The organism is Kitasatospora sp. NPDC004289 (assembly GCF_053602875.1).
The window spans coordinates 1-19,223 of the sequence record NZ_JBSGEL010000102.1 but is presented as its reverse complement, the minus strand read 5'-3'; the positions used below and the strand labels follow the sequence as shown (position 1 = coordinate 19,223).

Below are 19,223 nucleotides of genomic sequence, written 5' to 3'. Positions count from 1 at the left end.
CGCCATCTCGGCCGTGTTGTCCTCGTCCGGAGCCTCGGAGTCGAACAGGTCACAGACCGTGAACCGCTCACCCGACTGCAGGTAACGACCCATCACGATGGCGCTGCGGCCCAGGTAGGCGCCGAGCTCCAGCAGGTCCCCGTGCTGGCCGATGCGCTCCTGCCGGGTCAGCAGCCACTCGAAGGAGTGCCGGTCCTCCTCCCAGAACCACCCCGGGACGTCCTCGAGGCGGGCCGGTTCGGCCAGGGTGACGGTGCTCATCGACTGCTCCTCACGACACTGCGGTGGACCGCCGTGGGCGGCCTGACCGGAGCAACGACCCGGGGCCGTCCGGGTGACCCTCCCGTTCGGGTGGGACGCCGGGCGCGAGGTTGACGACCGCGGCGCGGCCCGCACAGCCGGGGGTCGCACGGCCGGACGGTAGAATCGCGCCGAAGCTGTGTGCCCGGCGGGCGTCCGTCCCCGGACACCCACCGCTCGCACGTCCCCGATGAAAGGCCCGCGCAGCCGATGGCCCCCCGCCTCTCCGTCGTCGTCCCGATCTACAACGTCGAGCGCTACCTCGAGGAGTGCCTGGACTCCATCGCCGCCCAGACCTTCACGGACTTCGAGTGCGTGATGGTGGACGACGGCTCCAAGGACGGCAGCGCCGCCATCGCGGACGCGTACGCCGCCAAGGACTCCCGCTTCCGCCTGGTCCGCCAGGAGAACAAGGGCCTCGGCGCGGCCCGCAACACCGGGTACCGCCACATCGACCCGGACGGCGAGTTCCTCAACTTCGTCGACAGCGACGACACCCTGCCGCCCAGCGCCTACGAGCTGATGATCGGCACGCTGGACGAGACCGGCTCCGACTTCGCCACCGGCAACGTGCTGCGCTTCCGCGCCGTCGGCTACTACCAGTCCGGCGGGCACGTCAAGCCGTTCCGGGAGACCAGGCTCAAGACCCACATCACCGAGATCCCGGCGCTGGTCACCGACCGCACCGCGTGGAACAAGGTCTACCGCCGCTCCTTCTTCGACGCGGCCGGCGTGCTCTACCCCGAGGGCATCCTCTACGAGGACGCCCCGGTCAGCGTCCCGCACCACTACCTCGCCAAGAGCGTGGACGTGCTCTCCGAGCCGATCTACCACTGGCGCGAGCGCGAGGTCGGCGAGATGTCGATCACCCAGATGCGCTTCAACCCCAAGGGCCTGATCGACCGGGTCAAGTCGATGGAGCTGGTCCGCGCCTGGCTGCAGGCACGGCCCGAGCCGGAGTTCAAGGAGTACCTGCGCTCCTACGACGAGAACAACCTCGTCGAGGAGATCCCGATGTTCTTCTGGTCGGTGCTGGACGGCGACGAGCCGTACCGCGAGGCCTACCAGGTGCACGTCTCCCGGCTGCTCCGGGCGATCGGCCCGGAGCAGGTCCGCAAGCTGCGCGCGCCGCTGCGCCTGAAGTACCACCTGACGGTGGCGAACCGGATGTCCGAGTTCATCGACCAGATGGAGTTCGAGAAGGACAGCAACGGCGCCGCCCCGGCCCGCGGCCTGCTCCGCCCGTACGCCGACTACCCGTTCCTGCGCGGCGGCCGCCGCAGCGTGCCCGCCGACGTGCTGCGCCTGGACAACGCGCTGGTGATGCGCAGCCGGCTGTACGAGACCGCCTGGGAGGACGGGAAGTTCCGGCTGACCGGCCACGCCTTCCCCGAGCACCTGGGCGCCGAGAACCGGCACGACATGGTCAAGGTGCTGGTCCTGCGCGAGGCCAAGGGCCGCCGGGTGCTGGCGGTGCCCACCAAGACCGCCTACAGCCCGGAGGCCACCGCCTCCTCCTCCCACGACCTGTACAGCTGCGACTGGGCCGGCTTCTCCGTCACCGTCGACCCCAAGCGGCTCAAGCACCGGGGTCAGTGGAAGGAGGGCCAGTGGCGGGTGCTGATCGCCGGGATCGGCAAGGGCGGCGTCTACAAGGGCCGGATCTCCGGCGGCTGGGCGGACAGCGCCGAGAACCCGCCCTCGCACTGGGTCGACCAGGACGTCCGGATCGTGCCGTGGCTGAACCAGGGCCACCTCTACCTGAAGGTGGAGAAGGTCCGGGCCCGGGTCCTGACGGTCAGTGAGCTGGACGGCACCGTCACCATGACCGGCCGGGTGACGGCCGGCGCCGACCTGGCGCAGGCCCGCCTGCGGCTGCTGCACACCGAGTCGGACCGCGAGCTGTTCGTCCCGCTCGAGCTCTCCGCCCCGGTCGGCGACCAGGTCGGCTTCACGGCCGTCTTCCCGATCTCCGAGCTGGCCCAGGTCCGCGAGGCCTGGGACGCGCTGGACCCGGCCGCGGAGGAGCGGACGCGGGACCGCTGGAGCTGTGACATCCACCTCGGCGGCAAGCTCGTCACGCCGATAGTGCTGGACGACCGGGCTCCGTTCGAGCACATCGAGGTGCCCTTCGAGGGCGACGCCCGGGCCTTCCACTCCAAGTCCTCGCCGGGCGGGCACCTGCAGTTCGCCGACCAGGTGCTCCAGCCGGTGGTGGACGGCATCGCCCCGGCCCCGGAGGCGGAGGGCTTCCTGCTCAGCGGCCGCCTGCCGCTGGCCGGCACCCACCGGTACGAGCTGGTGCTCCGTCACCACTGGCGCGAGGAGGAGCACGCCTACCCCGTCGAGATCACCGACGGCCGGTTCCGCGCCACCCTGCCGGCCGTGCCGACCGCCTCCTTCGCGGGCGAGGTGCCGCTGCACAAGGGCACCTGGGAGGTCTTCTTCCGCCCGGCCGGGGCCACCGGCGGCCTCTGGCCCAGCGTCATACTGGCCAAGGAGTCGCACGACTCGTTCCCGTTGGAGATCGAGGCGCGCGGCCGCCGGGTGGTGCTGGAGCGCCGCGTCTACGACCACCTCTCGCTGGAGTCGCACCCCGACCTGCTCCCGGAGGAGCGCAGCGGCTACCGGCAGCGGCAGCAGCGCAACGCCTTCGCCCGTGCCCAGCTCTCCCCGCTGACCGACACCGTGCTCTACAACGTGGGCTTCGGCAGCCACTACGCGGACTCGCCGCGGGCGATCCACGAGGAGCTGGTGCACCGGGGCGCCGCGCTGCGCCACCTGTGGACCAACGATGACCTCCAGGCCGACCTGCCGTCCACCGCCGAGCCCGTCCGGCAGTGGAGCCCCGAGTGGTTCGAGGCCCTGGCCACCGCGAAGTACGTGGTGACCAGCACGCACATGCCCGACTTCTTCGTCCGGCGCCCCGGCCAGGTGGTCCTGCAGACCTGGCAGGGCACCCCGGTCAAGCGGATCGGCCACGACTTCGAGAAGGTCTGGTTCACCGACGCCAACTACCTCAAGGAGCTCGACCGCGACGTCGCGCAGTGGAGCATGCTGGTCTCGCCGAACACCTTCTCCACCGGGGTGATGCGCCGCGCCTTCCGCTTCCAGGGCCCGATCCTGGAGACCGGTTACCCGCGCAACGACGTGCTGCTCTCCAGCGACCGGGAGAAGACCGCCGAGCGGGTCCGCGAGCGGCTCGGCCTGCCCGAGGGCAAGAAGGTGGTGCTCTACGCGCCCACCTTCCGCGAGGACCGGCGCCGCCCGCAGGGCGGCTACCAGCCGGACCTGCGGGTCGACCTGGACGCCGCCCGGGCGGCGCTCGGCGAGGACCAGGTGCTGCTGGTGCGCACCCACGCGGTGATGTGCGGTCAGGTCCCGAGCGCCGGGAACGGCTACGTCTGGGACGTCTCCACCTACCCCGACACGGCCGACCTGCTGCTGATCGCCGACGTCCTGGTGACGGACTACAGCTCGGCGACGGTGGACTTCGTGAACACCGGCCGCCCGGTGCTCTTCTTCACCCACGACCTGGAGCACTACCGGGACAACCTGCGCGGCTTCAGCTTCGACTTCGAGGCCGAGGCCCCGGGCCCGCTGCTGGCGACCTCCGAGGCGCTGGTCGAGGCCCTGGGCAGGGTGGACGCGGTGGCCGCCGAGTACGCGGACGCCTACGCGACCTTCAAGCAGAAGTACTGCGACCTGGACGACGGCAAGGCCGCCGCCCGGGTGGTGGACGCCCTGCTCAAGGGCTGACCCGCCGTCACCTCGAACCCGCCTTCGACCGTGGTCGAAGGCGGGTTCGACGCTTTCCACCGCCCCGGGTGAATCGGGGCCGGCCCGGGCCGACCCCGGTTGACCTGCGGGTTTCGACCGGTATGGGATGGGATCTTCCCTCGTCCCGCCTGCCGGAAGGCGCCCCCTTGTCCGTTCTCCGCACCGTCGGCGTCGTCGCCCAGCGCCGTCCCGAGCCGGCCGCGGAGCACCCGCCCGTACCTCCCTCGTACGGGCTGCGCGAGGTCCGCTGGACCGACGGCCGGCTGGAGCTGACCTGCTCCGCCCACCCCGGGGACCGGGACACCACGCGGCACCTGAGCGCGCGGACCGCGGTGCACCTCACCCGGCCCGGGCACGAGCCGGTCCGGCTGAGGACGCGTCAGCTCCACTGCCCCGAGGTCACCGAGGAGAGCGGTCAGGAGGAGTTCAACCACGACTGGGCGGCCTTCGTCGCGGAGCTCGACCCGGCCCGGCTGCGCGACCCGGCCCGGGCGCACGAGCCGGACGGCGGCTGGCCGGACGCCGAGTGGCTGGTCGAGGTGGTGCTGCCGGTCGCGCTGGGCCTGACCGGGCTGCGCCGCGCCCAGGGCTCGCCCGGCCCGTACTGGTGCGGCTCGGGCGAGTACCCACCCGCGCACTGGGTGGACCGCGACGTCCGGCTGCTGGTGCTCTTCACCGAGCGCGGTCTCACCCTGAAGCTGCATCGGGTCTGGAGCCGCCTCACCGGGCTGCGCGCTGTGGACGGCGGCCTGGAGCTCTCCGGCTGGGCGCACGACGTGCCCGAGGGCACCGTCTACCGGCTGCGCCACCGGGAGGGCGGCGGCGAGAGCCGGCACCCCGTCAGCCCGGACGGCCGGGAGTTCACCGTCCGGCTGCCCTTCGAGGCGCTCGCCCCGGGCGGCGGCGCCGACACCGAGCGCCGGGACACCGAGCACTGGGACACCGAGCACTGGGACGGTGAGCTGCTGCGGCCGGACGGCTCCACCGAGCGGCCGGTGCTGGACGACCGCGCCGTGCCCGGCGGGCTGCTGCTGGCCCACCCGGCCGGCGGCGCCCTGACGGTCAAGCAACTCGCCGACGGCTATCCGCAGTTCCGCCTCCAGCCGGGCGCCGTGCTGGTGGACGCGGTGACCCCGGCCGAGGACGGCTTCCGGCTCGCCGTGCGCACCGAGCTGCCCGGCGACGGCCCGCTGGAGCTGGTGCTGCGGCACGGCAACGGCACCGGCGAGGTCCTGGTCCCGGTCGAGCGCGGCACCCGGCTCACCGTGCCCTGCGCCGTGACCGGCTCGGACCGGGCCCGGCGGCCGCTGCGGCGCGGCATCTGGGAGCTGCGGCTGCGGCCGCTCGGCGACCGCTCGGCCGAACGCCCGCTCCAGCTCACCGGCCCCGCCCTGGCCGCCCTGCCCGCCGAGGTGCGGCTCGGCCCGGCGGCCGGCTTCCCGGCCGGCGGGGACAAGCGGGTGCGGCTGCGCGGCCGCTGGCACGACACCCTGATCCTGGACTCCACCCCGGTGCTCGCCCCGGCCGAGCGCAGCGCGTACGCGCAGCACCGGCTGCGCACCTCGGCGTACCCGGCCGCCCGCCGCCGGCCGCTGCGCGAGGCGGTGCTCTACGACGTCTTCGGCGGCCGCGGCTACGCCGACTCGCCGCGCGCCGTGCACGCCGAACTCGCCCGCCGCGGGCTGCCGTTGGACCACCTCTGGGTGGTGGACGACGCCCGGGCCGAGGTGCCCGCCGGGGTCCGGCCGGTGCGGGCCCACGGCCCCGAGTGGTACGAGGCGCTGGCCACCTCCCGCTACCTGGTGGGCAACACGCACTTCCCGCCCTTCCTGGAGCGCCGCCCCGGCCAGGTGGTGGTGCAGACCTGGCACGGCTCGCTGCTCAAGCGGATCGCGCACGACGTCGCCAACCCCTGGCTGGCCGACGCCGGTTACCTGGCCGCGCTGGAGCGCGAGGTGCCGCAGTGGAGCCTGCTGGTCTCCCCCAGCGCCTTCGCCACCCCGATCCTGCGGCGGGCCTTCCGGTACGGGGGCGAGCTGCTGGAGAGCGGCTACCCGCGCAACGACGTGCTGGCCGCCGGCGCGGACCCGGCGGGCCTCCGCCGCCGCCTCGGCCTCCCCCCGGGCAAGCGGGTGGTGCTGTACGCGCCGACCTGGCGGGAGGACCAGCAGCGGGCCGACGGCGACGGCTTCCGGCTCGGCCTGCGGCTGGACGTGGCCGCCGCCCGGGCCGCGCTCGGCCGGGACCACGTGCTGCTGGTGCGCCCGCACTCGCACGTGGCGGAGCCGCTGCCCGGCGCCGGGGACGGCTTCCTGTACGACGTCGGCGACTACCCCGACCCGCAGGACCTGCTGCTGGCCGCCGACGTGCTGGTGACGGACTACTCCTCGATCGTGTTCGACTTCGCCGTCACCGGCCGGCCGGTGGTCTTCTTCACCTACGACCTGGAGCACTACCGGGACACCCTGCGCGGCTTCTACTTCGACCTGGAGGCCGAGGCCCCGGGGCCGCTGCTGCCGAGTTCGGCGGAGGTGGTGGCCGAGCTGCGCGCACTGGCCGACGGGCGGGGGCCGACGGAGCGTCAGGCCGCCGCGTACGAGCGCTTCCGGGCGGTGCACTGCCGGCTGGACGACGGCGGGGCGGCGGCCCGGGTGGTGGACCGGATGCTGGCCCTCGGGGCCGGCCCGGGCTGACGGCGGCTCGGCCCCGGGCGCCGGTCCACCCCGCTCGGCCCCGGTGGGCCCCGCTCAGCCCCGGCCGGAGGCGGTGCCGAAGGCGTAGCTGCGCCAGGGGCGCCAGACCTCGTCGGCGCCGAAGCGGGAGATCGCGAAGCCGGTCACCGCGAACCGGGCGTGGAAGGAGCGGACCTTGGCCTGCGCCTCGTCCAGGCCCGGCTCGGCCAGGCCGTGGGCGACGGTGACGTGCGGGTGGTACGGGAAGGCGAGCTCGCGGGCCAGCGGGCCGGAGCGGACGGCGGCCTCCAGGCCGCGGCACTCCTGGGCGCCCTCCTCGACCTTGACGAAGACCACCGGCGAGACCGGGCGGAAGGAGCCGCTGCCCTGGAGCAGCATCCGGAACGGCCGGTGCCCGGCGGCCACCTCGTGCAGGTGGGCCTCGACCTCGGCCAGCCGGGCCACGGCTATCTCGGTCGGCGGCAGCAGGGTGACGTGGGTGGGTATGGAGCGGGCGGCCGGGTCGCCGAGCGCGGCCCGGGCGTCCTGGATCGCGGTGCCGTAGGGCTCCGGGACGTGCACGGCCACGCCGATGGTGACGAGCTCCTCGGGGAGCTCGTCACCATCGGGCGTGGTCCGGGTGTCCATCGGGTGGGTGTCCGTCAGCGCTTGGGGGGCAGGAAGCCCATGCGGTCGTAGACGGTGGCCAGGGTCTGCGAGGCCACCTCGCGGGCCTTCTCGGCGCCCAGGCCCAGCACGCGGTCCAGCTCGGCCGGGTCGTCCAGGTAGGTGCGGGTGCGGGCCTGGAACGGGGTGACCCAGTCGGCGAACAGCTCGGCCAGCTCGGTCTTGAGCGCGCCGTACATCTTGCCCTCGAAGTGGGCCACCAGCTGCTCGATCGACTGCCCGCTGAGTGCGGAGTGGATGCGCAGCAGGTTGGAGACGCCGGCCTTGTTCTCCTCGTCGTAGGTCACCACGGTGTCGGTGTCGGTGACGGCGCTCTTGAACTTCTTCGAGCTGACCTTGGGGTCGTCCAGCAGGTTCACCAGACCCTTGGGCGAGGCGGCCGACTTGCTCATCTTGGCGGTCGGGTCCTGCAGGTCCTGGATCTTCGCCGTCTCCTTGAGGATGTACGGCTTCGGCACGGTGAAGGTGGGCGCGTACCGGGTGTTGAAGCGCTCGGCGAGGTCGCGGGTCAGCTCGATGTGCTGGCGCTGGTCCTCGCCGACCGGGACGGCGTCGGCCTGGTAGAGCAGGATGTCGGCGATCTGCAGGATGGGGTAGGTGAACAGGCCGACCGTGGTGCCGTCGGCGCCCTGCTTGGAGGACTTGTCCTTGAACTGGGTCATCCGGCTGGCCTCGCCGAAGCCGGTCAGGCAGTTCATCACCCAGCCGAGCTGCGCGTGCTCGGGCACGTGGGACTGGACGAAGAGGGTGCAGCGCTCCGGGTCGAGCCCGGCGCCGAGCAGCTGGGCGGCGGAGATCCGGGTGTTCTCGCGCAGTGTCGCCGGGTCCTGCGGCACGGTGATCGCGTGCAGGTCGACCACCATGTAGAAGGCGTCGTTGGCCTCCTGGAGGTCCACCCACTGGCGCACCGCGCCGAGGTAGTTGCCCAGGTGGAAGGAGCCCGAGGTGGGCTGGATGCCGGAGAGGACCCGAGGACGGTCCGTGGCCGGACCGGTGACCGCTGCGTTGACCATGGGCGCCATTGTTCCAGCTTCACCGACCGCTCAGGAAACATCCGCCCCCACGGCCTCGGACACTGTGACCGCGCTCACCCTGATCCGTTCGATCCGGCGGCCGTCCAGCTTGGCCACCGCGAGCCGCAGCCCGGCCCCGGTGGCCACCTGGTCGCCGGTGCCGGGGAGCCTGCCGAGCTCGCTGACCAGGTATCCGGCGACGGTCTCGTAGGGACCCTCCGGAAGGGTGACGCCGGTCTCGGCGGCGAAGTCGGCGAGGTTGAGCAGACCGTCCAGCTCCATCCCGCCGCCGGCCAGCCGCCGGGTCGCGGTGGTGTCCAGGGCGTCGTACTCGTCCCGGATCTCCCCGACGACCTCCTCGACCAGGTCCTCCAGGGTGACGATCCCGGCGGTGCCGCCGTACTCGTCCACCACGATGGCCAGGTGGTGGCCCTCGCGGCGCATCTCGCTCATCGCCTCCAGCACCCGCTTGGTGGCCGGGAAGAGCCGCACCGGGCGGGTCAACTCCCGGACCAGGCAGGCCTGCTCGCCGCGCGCTCCGTAGAGGTCCCGGACGTGCACGAAGCCCGCCACGGCGTCGTAGGAGCCCTCGGTGACGGGGTAGCGGGAGTGCGGGGCCCGGCTGGCCTGCTCGCGGACCTCGGCCAGCGGCCGGTCGGCGTCCAGGAAGGTGACCTCGGTGCGCGGCACCATCACCTCGCTCAGCCGCCGCTCCCCGGCGGCGAACACGTCGGCGATCAACTCCCGCTCGTCGTGGCCGAGTTCGGTGCTGGCCGCGACCAGGTCGCGGAGCTCCTCCGAGCTGGGCCCCGGCTGCTCGCCGCGCAGCCCCCGGACGTAGCCGAGCAGCCGGGCGAAGGGGCGGAGCAGCTCGCCGAGCAGGGCGGCCGCCGGGAGGAGCAGGAGCAGGGCGAGGGTCACGCCAGGCAGCATACGGAACGCGCGACGGCCGGGCCGCCCCGCGAGGGGCGACCCGGCCGTTCAGGTGAGCACGGCTCAGATCAGGCCGAGCTCCTGGACCGCGTCGCGCTCCTCGACCAGCTCGGCGACCGAGGCGTCGATCCGCTTGCGGGAGAACTCGGAGATCTCCAGGCCCTGGACGATCTCGTACTTGCCGTCCTTCGCGGTGACCGGGAAGGAGGAGATGATGCCCGGCTCGACGCCGTAGGAGCCGTCGGAGACGATGCCCATCGAGGTCCAGTCGCCGTCCTTGGTGCCGTTGACCCAGGTGTACACGTGGTCGATGGCGGCGTTGGCGGCCGAGGCGGCCGAGGAGGCGCCACGGGCCTCGATGATGGCCGCGCCGCGCTTGGCGACGGTCGGGATGAACTCGTCGGCCAGCCAGGCCTCGTCGTTGACGGCCTCGGCGGCGTTCTTGCCGTTGACCAGCGCGTGGAAGATGTCCGGGTACTGGGTGGCCGAGTGGTTGCCCCAGATGGTCAGGCGCTGGATGTCGTTCACGGTGACGCCGAGCTTCTTGGCGAGCTGGGCGACGGCGCGGTTGTGGTCCAGGCGGGTCATCGCGGTGAAGCGGTCGGCCGGGACGTCCGGGGCGTTGCGCTGGGCGATCAGGGCGTTGGTGTTGGCCGGGTTGCCGACCACCAGGACCTTGATGTCGTCGGCGGCGTTGTCGTTGATGGCCTTGCCCTGCGGGCCGAAGATGCCACCGTTGGCCTGCAGCAGGTCGCCGCGCTCCATGCCGGCGGTGCGCGGGCGGGCGCCGACCAGGAGGGCCACGTTGGCACCGTCGAAGGCGACCGACGGCTGGTCGGTGATGGTGATGTCGCGCAGCAGCGGGAACGCGCAGTCGTCGAGCTCCATCGCGGTGCCCTCGGCGGCCTTGACGCCCTGCGGGATCTCCAGCAGGCGCAGGTTGACCGGGACGTCGGCGCCGAGCAGGTGGCCCGAGGCGATGCGGAAGAGCAGCGCGTAGCCGATCTGGCCGGCCGCGCCGGTGACGGTGACGTTGACGGGGGTGCGAGTCATTTTCTGTCTACTCCAGCGATCGCCAGGGTGCCACGCCCCACCGCGCGCCCGCGCTGGAGCCGAGGACGATCTCTCGACATCGAGAGATCCGGGCGTCAGGTTATCGCAAGCCCGCTGCCCGGCGTGAGCACGGCACTGGCTGATACGTCACAACGGGCACGCACGGCTCCGCGCACCGCGACCGCGCGCGACGGCCCCCGCCGGGGCGGGGGCCGTCGGGACGGGGGCCGTCGGGTTCAGCGGCGTTGGCGGCCGATGAGGTGCCCCATGTTGTCCAGCACCGAGAGCCGCAGCCACGGGTCGGGCTGGGCGATCAGCGTGAGCAGCACGATCACGGCGCCGAGGAAGCCCAGCACGGTGACGTCGGTAAAGCGGCTGCGCACCGCCAGCATGCCGACCTCGGGCAGCACCAGCCGCAGCGCGGCGCCGACCAGCAGCGCGGCCCCGGTCAGCAGCAGCCCGTACTTGAAGTCGCCGAACCAGGTGACGCCCAGGCCGATCACGGCCAGGCCGAGCACCAGCGTTATCGGCCACTGCCGGACCGGCAGCGGATGGCTGCGGTCCAGCGCCGCGGCCGAGCCCTCGGGCGGGAGGGTGCCCGTGGTCTTCACCGGCCGCCGTCGCGACCGGCCCGGCATGGACGCCACCGGGGTCAGCCGTTCGCGGCGCGCTCGGCCGCCACCACGATGTTGTTGAGCAGCATGGCGCGGGTCATCGGGCCGACGCCGCCCGGGTTCGGGGAGATCCAGCCGGCCACCTCGGCCACGCCGGGCTCCACGTCGCCCTGGATCTTGCCCTCGCCGTCCCGGCTGACGCCCACGTCGAGCACCGCGGCGCCCGGCTTGACGTCCTGAGCCTTGATCAGGTGGCCGACGCCGGCGGCCGCGACGATGATGTCGGCCTGCTTCAGGTGCTTGGAGAGGTCCCGGGTGCCGGTGTGACAGAGCGTCACGGTGGCGTTCTCGGAGCGGCGGGTGAGCAGCAGCCCGATCGAGCGGCCGACGGTGACGCCGCGGCCGACCACGACCACCTCGGCGCCGTCGATCTCCACCTTGTGGCGGCGGAGCAGCTCGATGATCCCGTACGGGGTGCAGGGCAGCGGGCCGTCGATGCCGAGGGCGAGGCGGCCGAGCGAGGTCGGGTGCAGGCCGTCGGCGTCCTTGGCCGGGTCCATCAGCTCCAGCACCGGGTTCGGGTCCAGGCCCTTGGGGAGCGGGAGTTGGACGATGTAGCCGGTGCAGGACGGGTCGGCGTTGAGCTCGCGGACCACGTCCTCGACCTGCTGCTGGGTGGCGTCGGCGGGCAGCTCGCGCTGGATCGAGGCGATGCCGACCTCGGCGCAGTCACGGTGCTTGCCGTTGACGTACCAGCGGCTGCCCGGGTCGTCGCCGACCAGCAGGGTGCCGAGGCCGGGCACGACGCCCCGCTCCTTGAGGGCCGCCACGCGGACGGCGAGTTCGGACTTGATCGCGGCCGCAGTGGCCTTGCCATCGAGAATCTGGGCAGTCATGACGCCATTCTCCCGGATCGGAGACGGTGCCCCGGCGCGTGCCACCCGGGTTGCGGTTGCGCCACATTTCGGAACGGACGGTGAGCACCGCTGGACACGGCGGGTACGCCCCAACCACGATGAGGGGACGTGACACACGGGGGGACCGCAGCAGTGAGCAATCCGTACCAGCAGCCGCCGCCTGATCCGTACGGCGGGTACGGGCAGCAGCCGCACCCGCACCAGGCGTACCCCGGCCCGGGGTACCCGCAGCAGCACCAGCAGCCCCAGCCCGGCTACCCGATGGGCCCGATGGCCCCGGTGGGCCCGGTGGCGGAGCCGAACGGCATGGCCAACGCCGCGCTGGCGCTGGGCTTCGCCTCCATCGTCATCTGCTTCTACGGCGCGCTGCTCGGCCCGGTCGGCCTGGGCCTGGGCATCGCCGGCCTCAACCGCTCCCAGCGCACCGGCGTCGGCCGCACGCAGGCGATCGGCGGCATCGTCCTCTCCGCCCTCGGCCTGCTGATCGGCATCGCCGGACTGGTCTTCTACGAGACCGTGGCCGAGAACTACGTCCCGTGATCCAGCAGTTGACGACCCGCTGGGCGGGCACGGCGGGCACGCCGCGCGGCGGCGCGCTGCGGGTCGCGGTGCGCGCGGCCGGGGCGGCGGTGGCCGCGCTGACGGTCGCGCTGCTGCACGACGCGCACGACCCCGGCGTGCTCTGCCCGCTGCGCCGCTTCACCGGGATCCCCTGCCCGGGCTGCGGCTCCACCACGGTCTTCATCGAGGCGGGGCACGGCGACCTCGCCGCCGCCCTGCTGGCCAACCCGGTGACGGTGGTGGCCGGCCTCGGCCTGCTGCTGGCACCGCTCGGCCCGGGGCGCTGGTGGTGGGGGCTGTCGAACCGTCACCGGAATGTCCTGATCGGTACCGCTTTAACGGTGTCCTGGCTCTGGCAGTTGCACCGTTACGACTTCCTGCTGCCGTAATCGCAAGGCCTTCTGACGGAAAGTGACCTCCACCGTGTCACTCCGTTCCGCTAATCTCCCACCCGGTCGGCACGTCAACTGCCCGTCCGTCCCAGGGTTCTCCTGTTCCCGTCCCAACCTCACCATCCCGCCCACGGAGGCATTGATGAGCTACCCGCCCGACCCGAACAACCCGTACGGCCAGCAGCCCCCGCAGGGCTACGGCTACCCGCAGCAGGGCGCCCCGCAGGGCCAGCCCGGCTACGGCTACCCGCAGCAGCCCCCGGCCGGTCAGCCCGGCTACGGATACCCGCAGCAGCCGCAGGCCGGCTACGGCCAGCCCGGCGGCGGCTACCCGAACGCGGGCAACGTGCAGAACTTCTACGCGGGCTGGGGCAGCCGCGTGGTCGCCCGCATCATCGACTTCCTGGTCGTCGCCCTGATCCCGTACATCATCGTGTTCGTGATAGCCACGCCCGGCATCGACCCGGACACGGGCCAGATGAGCGGCGCGGGCGGCTACTACGCCCTCCAGTTCCTGGTCGGCGTCTTCACCTGGGCCGTGCTGGCCTGGATGAAGAGCTCCATGGGCCAGTCCCTGGGCCAGAAGGCCGTCAACATCCGCATGGTGCGCGAGGCGGACGGCCAGAAGCTCAGCTTCGGCGCCGCCTTCGGCCGCGAGGCGCTGCACATCCTGGACGGCTTCTGCTGCGTCGGCTACCTGTGGCCGCTCTGGGACGCCAAGAAGCAGACCTTCGCGGACAAGATCATGGGCACCGTGGTCGTCAAGGCCAACTGACGCCACCGCACGCAGCGGCCCCGCACACCTCACGGTGTGCGGGGCCGCTTCGCGTCACCGGCCAGGCCGGCCCGGCGAGCCGGGGCTCAGTGGAAGAAGTGCCGGGTCCCGGTCAGGTACATCGTCACGCCGGCCGCCTTCGCCGCCGCGATCACCTCGTCGTCGCGGACCGAACCACCGGGCTGGACCACGGCCTTGACGCCGCCGTCCAGCAGCACCTGGAGGCCGTCCGGGAACGGGAAGAACGCGTCCGAGGCGGCGTACGAGCCCTGCGCCCGCTCGCCGGCCCGCTCGACCGCGAGCTTGGCCGAGTCGACCCGGTTGACCTGGCCCATGCCGACGCCGACCGAGGCGCCGCCCTTGGCCAGCAGGATCGCGTTGGACTTGACGGCCCGGCAGGCCCGCCAGGCGAAGGCCAGCTCGGCCAGCTCGCCCTCGGAGAGCGCCTCGCCGGTGGCCAGCGTCCAGGTCGACGGGTCGTCACCGGCCGCGTCCACCCGGTCGACCTGCTGCAGCAGGGCGCCGCCGGAGATCGGCCGGACCTCGACCGCGTTGGCCGGGGCCTCGGGGGCGCGCAGCACCCGGATGCTCTTCTTCCGGGCCAGCACCTCGACGGCGCCGTCCTCGTACGCCGGGGCGACGACGACCTCGGTGAAGATCTCGGCGATCTGCTCGGCCAGCTCGACGGTGACCGGACGGTTCACCGCGATCACGCCGCCGAAGGCGGAGAGCGGGTCACAGGCGTGCGCCTTGCGGTGCGCCTCGGCGACGTCCGCGCCGGTGCCGATGCCGCAGGGGTTGGCGTGCTTGATGATCGCGACGGCCGGCTCGGCGTGGTCGTACGCGGCCCGGCGGGCGGCGTCGGTGTCCACGTAGTTGTTGTACGACATCTCCTTGCCGTGCAGCTGCTCGGCGCCGGCCAGGCCGCCGGTGCCGTCGCTGTACAGCGCCGCCTGCTGGTGCGGGTTCTCGCCGTAGCGGAGCACGTTCTCGCGCTCGTACGTCGCGCCCAGGAAGGCCGGGAAGCTCTCGGTGTTCTCGGTGTAGCCCGAGCCCTCGAACCAGGAGGCCACCGCGACGTCGTAGGCGGCGGTGTGCGCGAACGCGGCACCGGCCAGGCGCTTGCGGGTCAGCAGGTCGAAGCCGCCGCCCTGAACCGCCGTCAGCACGTCCGCGTAGCGGGCCGGGTCGACCACCACGGCCACCGAGGGGTGGTTCTTGGCGGCCGCGCGGACCATCGACGGACCGCCGATGTCGATCTGCTCGACGCACTCGTCCGGGGTGGCGCCGGAGGCCACGGTGGCGGTGAACGGGTAGAGGTTCACCACGACCAGGTCGAAGGGCTCGATCTCCAGCTCGGCCAGCTGCGCACGGTGCGACTCCAGCCGCAGGTCGGCGAGCACGCCGGCGTGCACCCGGGGGTGCAGGGTCTTGACCCGGCCGTCCAGGCACTCCGGGAAGCCGGTCAGCTCGGAGACCTCGGTGACCGGCACGCCGGCCGCGGCGATCCGGCCCGCGGTGGAGCCGGTGGAGACGATGGTGACCCCGGCGGCGTGCAGGCCCTGGGCCAGCTCCTCCAGACCGGTCTTGTCGTACACGCTGATCAGCGCGCGGCGGATCGGGCGGACGTTCTCCGAGACGGGGGGCGTGGTGGAGCTGGCACTCATGCCGGAATCCATACCTTTCGGTCCTCGATGCGGTGACCCTCGCGGGCCAGGCGGCCCACGACGTCGACGAGCAGCTGGCGCTCGACAGTCTTGATGCGCTCGTGCAGTGCTTCCCCGCCGTCGGCGTGGTCGGTCTCCTCGACCTCGACCACACCCTGGGCGATGATCGGGCCGGTGTCCACGCCGCCGTCCACCAGGTGGACCGTGCACCCGGTCACCTTCACGCCGTACGCGAGCGCGTCGGTGACGCCGTGCGCGCCCGGGAAGGCGGGCAGCAGCGCGGGGTGGGTGTTGACGATCCGTCCGGCGAAGGCGGCCACGAACTCCGGGCCGAGGATCTTCATGAACCCGGCGGTGACCACCAGGTCCGGCGCGTGCGCGGCCACCGCCGCGGTCAGCGCCGCGTCCCAGGCGGCCCGGTCCGGGTGGTCCTTGATCCGCTCCACGAAGGACGGGATGCCCGCCTTCTCGGCGCGCTCCAGACCCGCGATGCCGTCCCGGTCCGCTCCGACGGCGACGATCTCCGCGCCGTAGGCGGGGGTCACGGCGTCGATCAGCGCCTGGAGGTTGGTACCCGAACCGGAGACCAGCACCACGAGGCGGGCGGGGCCCGGGGTACGCGGAGGGAAGGTCTGCACGGCGTCGGTCGGGGTGGACTGGGCGGAAGCAGCGGCCACTGCGCGAATCTCCGTCGGTCGGGTGCCCGCTGGTACGTCCACCGTCGGTGGGGCCACTACGGGCGGCGCCTGATCGGGCCGGGAACCTTGCCCGGACCTCGACCGTCACCACGATAACGGCTGGTCGGAGGGCCCTCGTAACCGCCCGGCAACGCTACGCGCGTAGTTGAGACGGGGATCTCGCGGCACGCGGATCGGCCACACCCGTGTGACTCCCGCACACCCCTGCGGGATCATTGACCCGGCCCTCCCGGGTCCGCCCCCGTCCCACCCCCGGCCCGACCACCACGACGAAGGATTTGGCTGACAGATGAGCAGCGGAGACGACACCGGCGAGCGCAACCCGTTCGCGCCGCCGCCGGCGAATGCCCCCGACCGGCCCTGGCAGCCGCGAACCCCGCCGCCCGGCTCCTCCACCCCGCCCGACGGCTCCGGCTCCCCCGGTCCGGGTGAGGGCGGGGACGACCGCGGCCTGGTCCCGCCGCCGCACCCGTGGAGCCCCGGCCACCGGGGCAACGGCTGGGGCACCCCGCCGCCGGCTCCGCCGCAGCCGAAGTTCGACCCCAACGACCCGATCCAGCGCCGCTCCCGGCACGCGCTGATGGCCGGCATGGGCGGCCTCTTCTGCGTGGTGCTCGGCATCCCCTACGTCGCCCTGCTGCTCGGGGCGCTGGCCGCCTACTGGGGCATCAGCACCCTGCGCACCAAGCAGCGCACCAACCCCGACGCCACCCCTTCGGCCGCCGGCCCGCAGCCCGTCCGCCCGCAGACCCCCGCCGCGGTCGGCGGCCTCGTCACGGGCGGCGTCACCGTCCTGTTCGTGCTGGCCTCGCTGGGCGTCACGCTCTACTACCAGGACTACGTGAACTGCGTCAGCAGCGCCCTGACCTCCCAGGCCGTGGACAGCTGCGACGACCTCGCCCCGAGCATCGTCGTCAACCTCTACAACCCGGGGCGGTAAGCGCGGCGCGGCCGCTGCGGGTCCGGCACGGCGGTAGGTCCGGCACGGAGGTGGGTCCGGCACGGCCGCTGCGGGTCGTGGTCAGTCGTCGGAGCTGCGGGAGCCGAGCTCGGAGAGGCGGACAAGCGCCGCGTGGGTGGCGCGGCGGGCCCGGGAGAGGTGACGGGTGGTCAGGGCGGGCCAGACCCGGGTGAGGAGGGCGCCGGGGACGGTGACGGCGGCCAGCCAGGCGAGGGTGGCGACGGCCGACTGCCAGGGGACGGGGCCGAGGCGGGCCATCCGGTCGGCGGCCAGCGCACCGCCCGCGGCCCAGGCGGCCAGCCCTGCGGAGGCTCCCGCCAGCAGCGAACTGCCCAGCGCGGCCAGGGCGGTGGCCACCGGGTGCCACTCCCCCCGCAGCGCCGCCCGGCCGAGCAGGGCCGCCGGGACCAGCCCGGCCAGCAGCGGCAGGACACAGACCGCCGGCCACCACCCCGCCGCCCCGCTCTCCGGCAGCAGCGCGAACAGCGGGAAGTCCGGCATCTCACCGACCCGGGCCCCGAGCGGCGCGACCACCGTCCCCGTTCCGACCGCGAAACCGGGGCCGAGTGCGTAGCACGCCGCCCAGAGCACGGCGTTGGGCACCAACAGCGCGCAGGCCAGCGCCAACCCGCCGACCGTCGCGGGCCCGCCGCCGAAGTCCGCCGCCGACCGTCCCGCCGCACCCAGCCCGAGCAGCACCGTCCCGCCGAACACCGCCGCGCCCGCCCCGACCAGGCCGAGCACGCCCGCCCCGGCGGCCCGCAGCACGGCGGGCCCACCGCCCGTGGGCCTGGCCATGGCCGGCACCCGCTCCCTCCACCGCTCCGGAAGCACGAGGCGGGCGGGCAGCCGCAGCCGGCCGTCCACCGAGCCGACCCCGACCCCGAGCGAGACGGCCACCAGGAGCGCGACCGCCGCCAGATCGGGAAGCGGGCGGGCCCGCAGCTCCCCCTCCCCCGAGCAGTGGGCCACCGCGGCCAGGGCCACCGTCAGGTACCCGGCGCACACGGCCAACGGCGCGCGCCAGTGCAGGCGCTCGCGCCGCCCCAGGCGCTGCCCCGTACGGACCAGCAGCACGGCCGTGACCACGGTGGGCAGCAGCGGGGTGAGGGTCAGCGGAACGCCGGCCGGACCGCGGGCGAGCGGTGCCCCGTGCCCGAGCAGCCAGAGCGCGCCCGCCACCCGCCCGGCCCCGGCGGCGGTGTCGTCCGCGTACGGGGTGACCACCCAGAGGGCCAGCACCGGCACGGCCACCAGGGCCAGGGTGAGCAGCGCGGTGCGGACTCCGGCCAGCAGGTCGGCGAGGAAGGGGCGGACTCCCAGTTCGCCCGGCAGGCCCAGGATCGGACGGCCCATCAGCTGCGTCATGGGCCTCATGCTCCCAAGATCACCCGTTGTGCCCCGTGAAGAGGCAAAGCTCCGCCGTGTCCCGGATTATCACTTCATGTGCCCAGTCCCGGCTCGACGCCAGCCCGACCGCCCGCCCCGGGGGGCGCGGTGACCTCCCCGGCACCCGCCCGTCCGCAGGCCGACCCGGACCGGCTGCTCCGCCTGCTGACGCCCCGTGAGGCCCAGGCCCTCGCCCTGCTGGCCTCCGGCCGGGACACCAGGACCATCGCCGAGGCCCTCGGCGTCTCCACCGGCACGGCGCGCACCCACCTGCACCGGGCGATGCGCAAGCTCGGCGTGCACACCCGGGCGGAGGCCGTCGCCGTCGCCGCCCGGCTCGCCCCGGCTCCCGCCGTCGCCGCTGACGTCGGCGGTGGTGTCGACGGCAGTGACGGTGACGCCGCTGCCGAGCCGGAGACCGGCACCGGGAGCGCGCCGGAGCCCACCCCGGCACCCGTGCCCGTCGCAGGCGGCCTGCCGGGCGCCCTGACGGAGCCGCGCCCGGAGGGGTTCGAGCAGTTCTGCGCGCTCACCCACCTCCGCCTGGTGCAGCAGACCTTCCTGCTCACCGCCTGCCGCCACCGCGCCCTGCACGCGGTGCACCTGGCCCTCTCGGCGGCCGGCCGGCGCTGGCGGGAGGTGGGGGCGCTGCCGGAACCGGAGGCCTGGGCCCGCGCGTACGCCTTCGAGGCCGCGCAGGCGCCGTGGCACCGCGGCGTGGTGGGTGCAGTGGGTGCTATCGGCGTGGACGGGCTTGATGGGCATGGTCGGACGGGGCATCGGCTGGTCCTTCCGGATCAGGGGCGGACCG

16 protein-coding genes and 1 pseudogene are annotated in these 19,223 nt (G+C 73.6%); 7 read left to right on the top strand and 10 right to left on the bottom strand.

Translation table 11 applies throughout. The features are described 5' to 3' along the window. Positions 1-261 (bottom strand): annotated as a pseudogene (locus tag ACWEPF_RS36810) (class I SAM-dependent methyltransferase); the annotation flags it as partial. Positions 262-510: 249 nt separating this feature from the next. On the opposite strand from ACWEPF_RS36810, the gene ACWEPF_RS36805 reads away from it, so the two are divergent. Both ACWEPF_RS36805 and ACWEPF_RS36800 read left to right on the top strand, forming a co-directional pair. Beyond that, entirely contained in the window at positions 511-4,059 is a 3,549-nt protein-coding gene (locus ACWEPF_RS36805) for a bifunctional glycosyltransferase/CDP-glycerol:glycerophosphate glycerophosphotransferase (RefSeq protein WP_452176044.1), read from the top strand. A gap of 167 nt (positions 4,060-4,226) precedes the next feature. After that, positions 4,227-6,773, top strand: coding sequence for a CDP-glycerol glycerophosphotransferase family protein (locus ACWEPF_RS36800; RefSeq protein WP_452176043.1), 2,547 nt, complete (start codon positions 4,227-4,229; stop codon positions 6,771-6,773). A gap of 54 nt (positions 6,774-6,827) precedes the next feature. On the opposite strand, the gene ACWEPF_RS36795 is transcribed toward ACWEPF_RS36800, so the two are convergent. The 6 genes from ACWEPF_RS36795 to ACWEPF_RS36770 all read right to left on the bottom strand — a co-directional run bounded on the left by ACWEPF_RS36795 (position 6,828) and on the right by ACWEPF_RS36770 (position 11,948). Beyond that, the gene (locus ACWEPF_RS36795; protein WP_345286066.1) at positions 6,828-7,400 is read right to left on the bottom strand and encodes a 2'-5' RNA ligase family protein; all 573 of its coding nucleotides are present in this window, start codon (positions 7,398-7,400) and stop codon (positions 6,828-6,830) included. A gap of 14 nt (positions 7,401-7,414) precedes the next feature. Then, positions 7,415-8,452, bottom strand: a complete 1,038-nt coding sequence (trpS, locus tag ACWEPF_RS36790) for a tryptophan--tRNA ligase (protein WP_345286068.1) — start codon at positions 8,450-8,452, stop codon at positions 7,415-7,417. Positions 8,453-8,482: 30 nt separating this feature from the next. Then, positions 8,483-9,373: a hemolysin family protein gene (locus ACWEPF_RS36785; RefSeq protein ID WP_452176042.1), complete on the bottom strand. Its 891-nt coding sequence runs from the start codon at positions 9,371-9,373 to the stop codon at positions 8,483-8,485. Positions 9,374-9,448: 75 nt separating this feature from the next. Beyond that, a complete protein-coding gene (locus ACWEPF_RS36780; RefSeq protein ID WP_452176041.1) occupies positions 9,449-10,438 on the bottom strand; it encodes a malate dehydrogenase in 990 nt (329 codons plus the stop codon). A gap of 236 nt (positions 10,439-10,674) precedes the next feature. Continuing rightward, positions 10,675-11,049 (bottom strand): DUF3017 domain-containing protein, encoded by a 375-nt coding sequence (locus ACWEPF_RS36775; RefSeq protein ID WP_452176040.1) that lies wholly within the window; start codon positions 11,047-11,049, stop codon positions 10,675-10,677. A 41-nt stretch (positions 11,050-11,090) separates the two neighbouring features. After that, entirely contained in the window at positions 11,091-11,948 is an 858-nt protein-coding gene (locus ACWEPF_RS36770) for a bifunctional methylenetetrahydrofolate dehydrogenase/methenyltetrahydrofolate cyclohydrolase (RefSeq protein ID WP_345286076.1), read from the bottom strand. Between the two features lie 153 nt (positions 11,949-12,101). Between ACWEPF_RS36770 and ACWEPF_RS36765 the strand changes: the two genes are divergently transcribed. From ACWEPF_RS36765 to ACWEPF_RS36755, 3 genes are all read left to right on the top strand, one after another. Continuing rightward, positions 12,102-12,509: a hypothetical protein gene (locus ACWEPF_RS36765; RefSeq protein ID WP_452176039.1), complete on the top strand. Its 408-nt coding sequence runs from the start codon at positions 12,102-12,104 to the stop codon at positions 12,507-12,509. Beyond that, the gene (locus tag ACWEPF_RS36760) at positions 12,506-12,919 is read left to right on the top strand and encodes a DUF2752 domain-containing protein (protein WP_380149330.1); all 414 of its coding nucleotides are present in this window, start codon (positions 12,506-12,508) and stop codon (positions 12,917-12,919) included. The genes ACWEPF_RS36765 and ACWEPF_RS36760 overlap by 4 nt, the downstream gene beginning before the upstream one ends. Before the next feature lie 145 nt (positions 12,920-13,064). Continuing rightward, positions 13,065-13,697 carry an RDD family protein gene (locus tag ACWEPF_RS36755; RefSeq protein WP_452176038.1) on the top strand — a complete coding sequence of 211 codons (633 nt, stop codon included), beginning with the start codon at positions 13,065-13,067 and terminating at the stop codon, positions 13,695-13,697. A gap of 86 nt (positions 13,698-13,783) precedes the next feature. On the opposite strand, the gene purH is transcribed toward ACWEPF_RS36755, so the two are convergent. Together purH and purN are read right to left on the bottom strand one after the other, a co-directional pair. Further along, positions 13,784-15,364: a bifunctional phosphoribosylaminoimidazolecarboxamide formyltransferase/IMP cyclohydrolase gene (gene purH / locus ACWEPF_RS36750; protein WP_452176037.1), complete on the bottom strand. Its 1,581-nt coding sequence runs from the start codon at positions 15,362-15,364 to the stop codon at positions 13,784-13,786. Then, positions 15,361-16,002 (bottom strand): phosphoribosylglycinamide formyltransferase, encoded by a 642-nt coding sequence (purN, locus tag ACWEPF_RS36745; protein ID WP_452176045.1) that lies wholly within the window; start codon positions 16,000-16,002, stop codon positions 15,361-15,363. Before purN ends, purH begins: the two co-directional genes overlap by 4 nt. A 349-nt stretch (positions 16,003-16,351) precedes the next feature. Between purN and ACWEPF_RS36740 the strand changes: the two genes are divergently transcribed. Further along, the gene (locus ACWEPF_RS36740) at positions 16,352-17,002 is read left to right on the top strand and encodes a hypothetical protein (RefSeq protein WP_452176036.1); all 651 of its coding nucleotides are present in this window, start codon (positions 16,352-16,354) and stop codon (positions 17,000-17,002) included. Between the two features lie 81 nt (positions 17,003-17,083). Here ACWEPF_RS36740 and ACWEPF_RS36735 read toward each other — a convergent pair whose 3' ends face one another. Beyond that, a complete protein-coding gene (locus ACWEPF_RS36735) occupies positions 17,084-18,391 on the bottom strand; it encodes a cell division protein PerM (RefSeq protein ID WP_452176035.1) in 1,308 nt (435 codons plus the stop codon). A 129-nt stretch (positions 18,392-18,520) separates the two neighbouring features. Between ACWEPF_RS36735 and ACWEPF_RS36730 the strand changes: the two genes are divergently transcribed. Next, a partial coding sequence (locus ACWEPF_RS36730; protein ID WP_452176034.1) for a response regulator transcription factor occupies positions 18,521-19,223 on the top strand: 703 nt, incomplete at its 3' end.

Excerpts from the sequence above, each read along its gene's own strand:
- purH (WP_452176037.1), bottom strand. The coding sequence starts at position 15,364 with ATGAGTGCCAGCTCCACCACGCCCCCCGTCTCGGAGAACGTCCGCCCG.
- ACWEPF_RS36780 (WP_452176041.1), bottom strand. The coding sequence starts at position 10,438 with ATGACTCGCACCCCCGTCAACGTCACCGTCACCGGCGCGGCCGGCCAG.
- ACWEPF_RS36740 (WP_452176036.1), top strand. The coding sequence starts at position 16,352 with ATGAGCAGCGGAGACGACACCGGCGAGCGCAACCCGTTCGCGCCGCCG.
- ACWEPF_RS36795 (WP_345286066.1), bottom strand. The coding sequence starts at position 7,400 with ATGGACACCCGGACCACGCCCGATGGTGACGAGCTCCCCGAGGAGCTC.
- ACWEPF_RS36755 (WP_452176038.1), top strand. The coding sequence starts at position 13,065 with ATGAGCTACCCGCCCGACCCGAACAACCCGTACGGCCAGCAGCCCCCG.
- ACWEPF_RS36805 (WP_452176044.1), top strand. The coding sequence starts at position 511 with ATGGCCCCCCGCCTCTCCGTCGTCGTCCCGATCTACAACGTCGAGCGC.
- trpS (WP_345286068.1), bottom strand. The coding sequence starts at position 8,452 with ATGGTCAACGCAGCGGTCACCGGTCCGGCCACGGACCGTCCTCGGGTC.
- ACWEPF_RS36735 (WP_452176035.1), bottom strand. The coding sequence starts at position 18,391 with ATGACGCAGCTGATGGGCCGTCCGATCCTGGGCCTGCCGGGCGAACTG.
- ACWEPF_RS36770 (WP_345286076.1), bottom strand. The coding sequence starts at position 11,948 with ATGACTGCCCAGATTCTCGATGGCAAGGCCACTGCGGCCGCGATCAAG.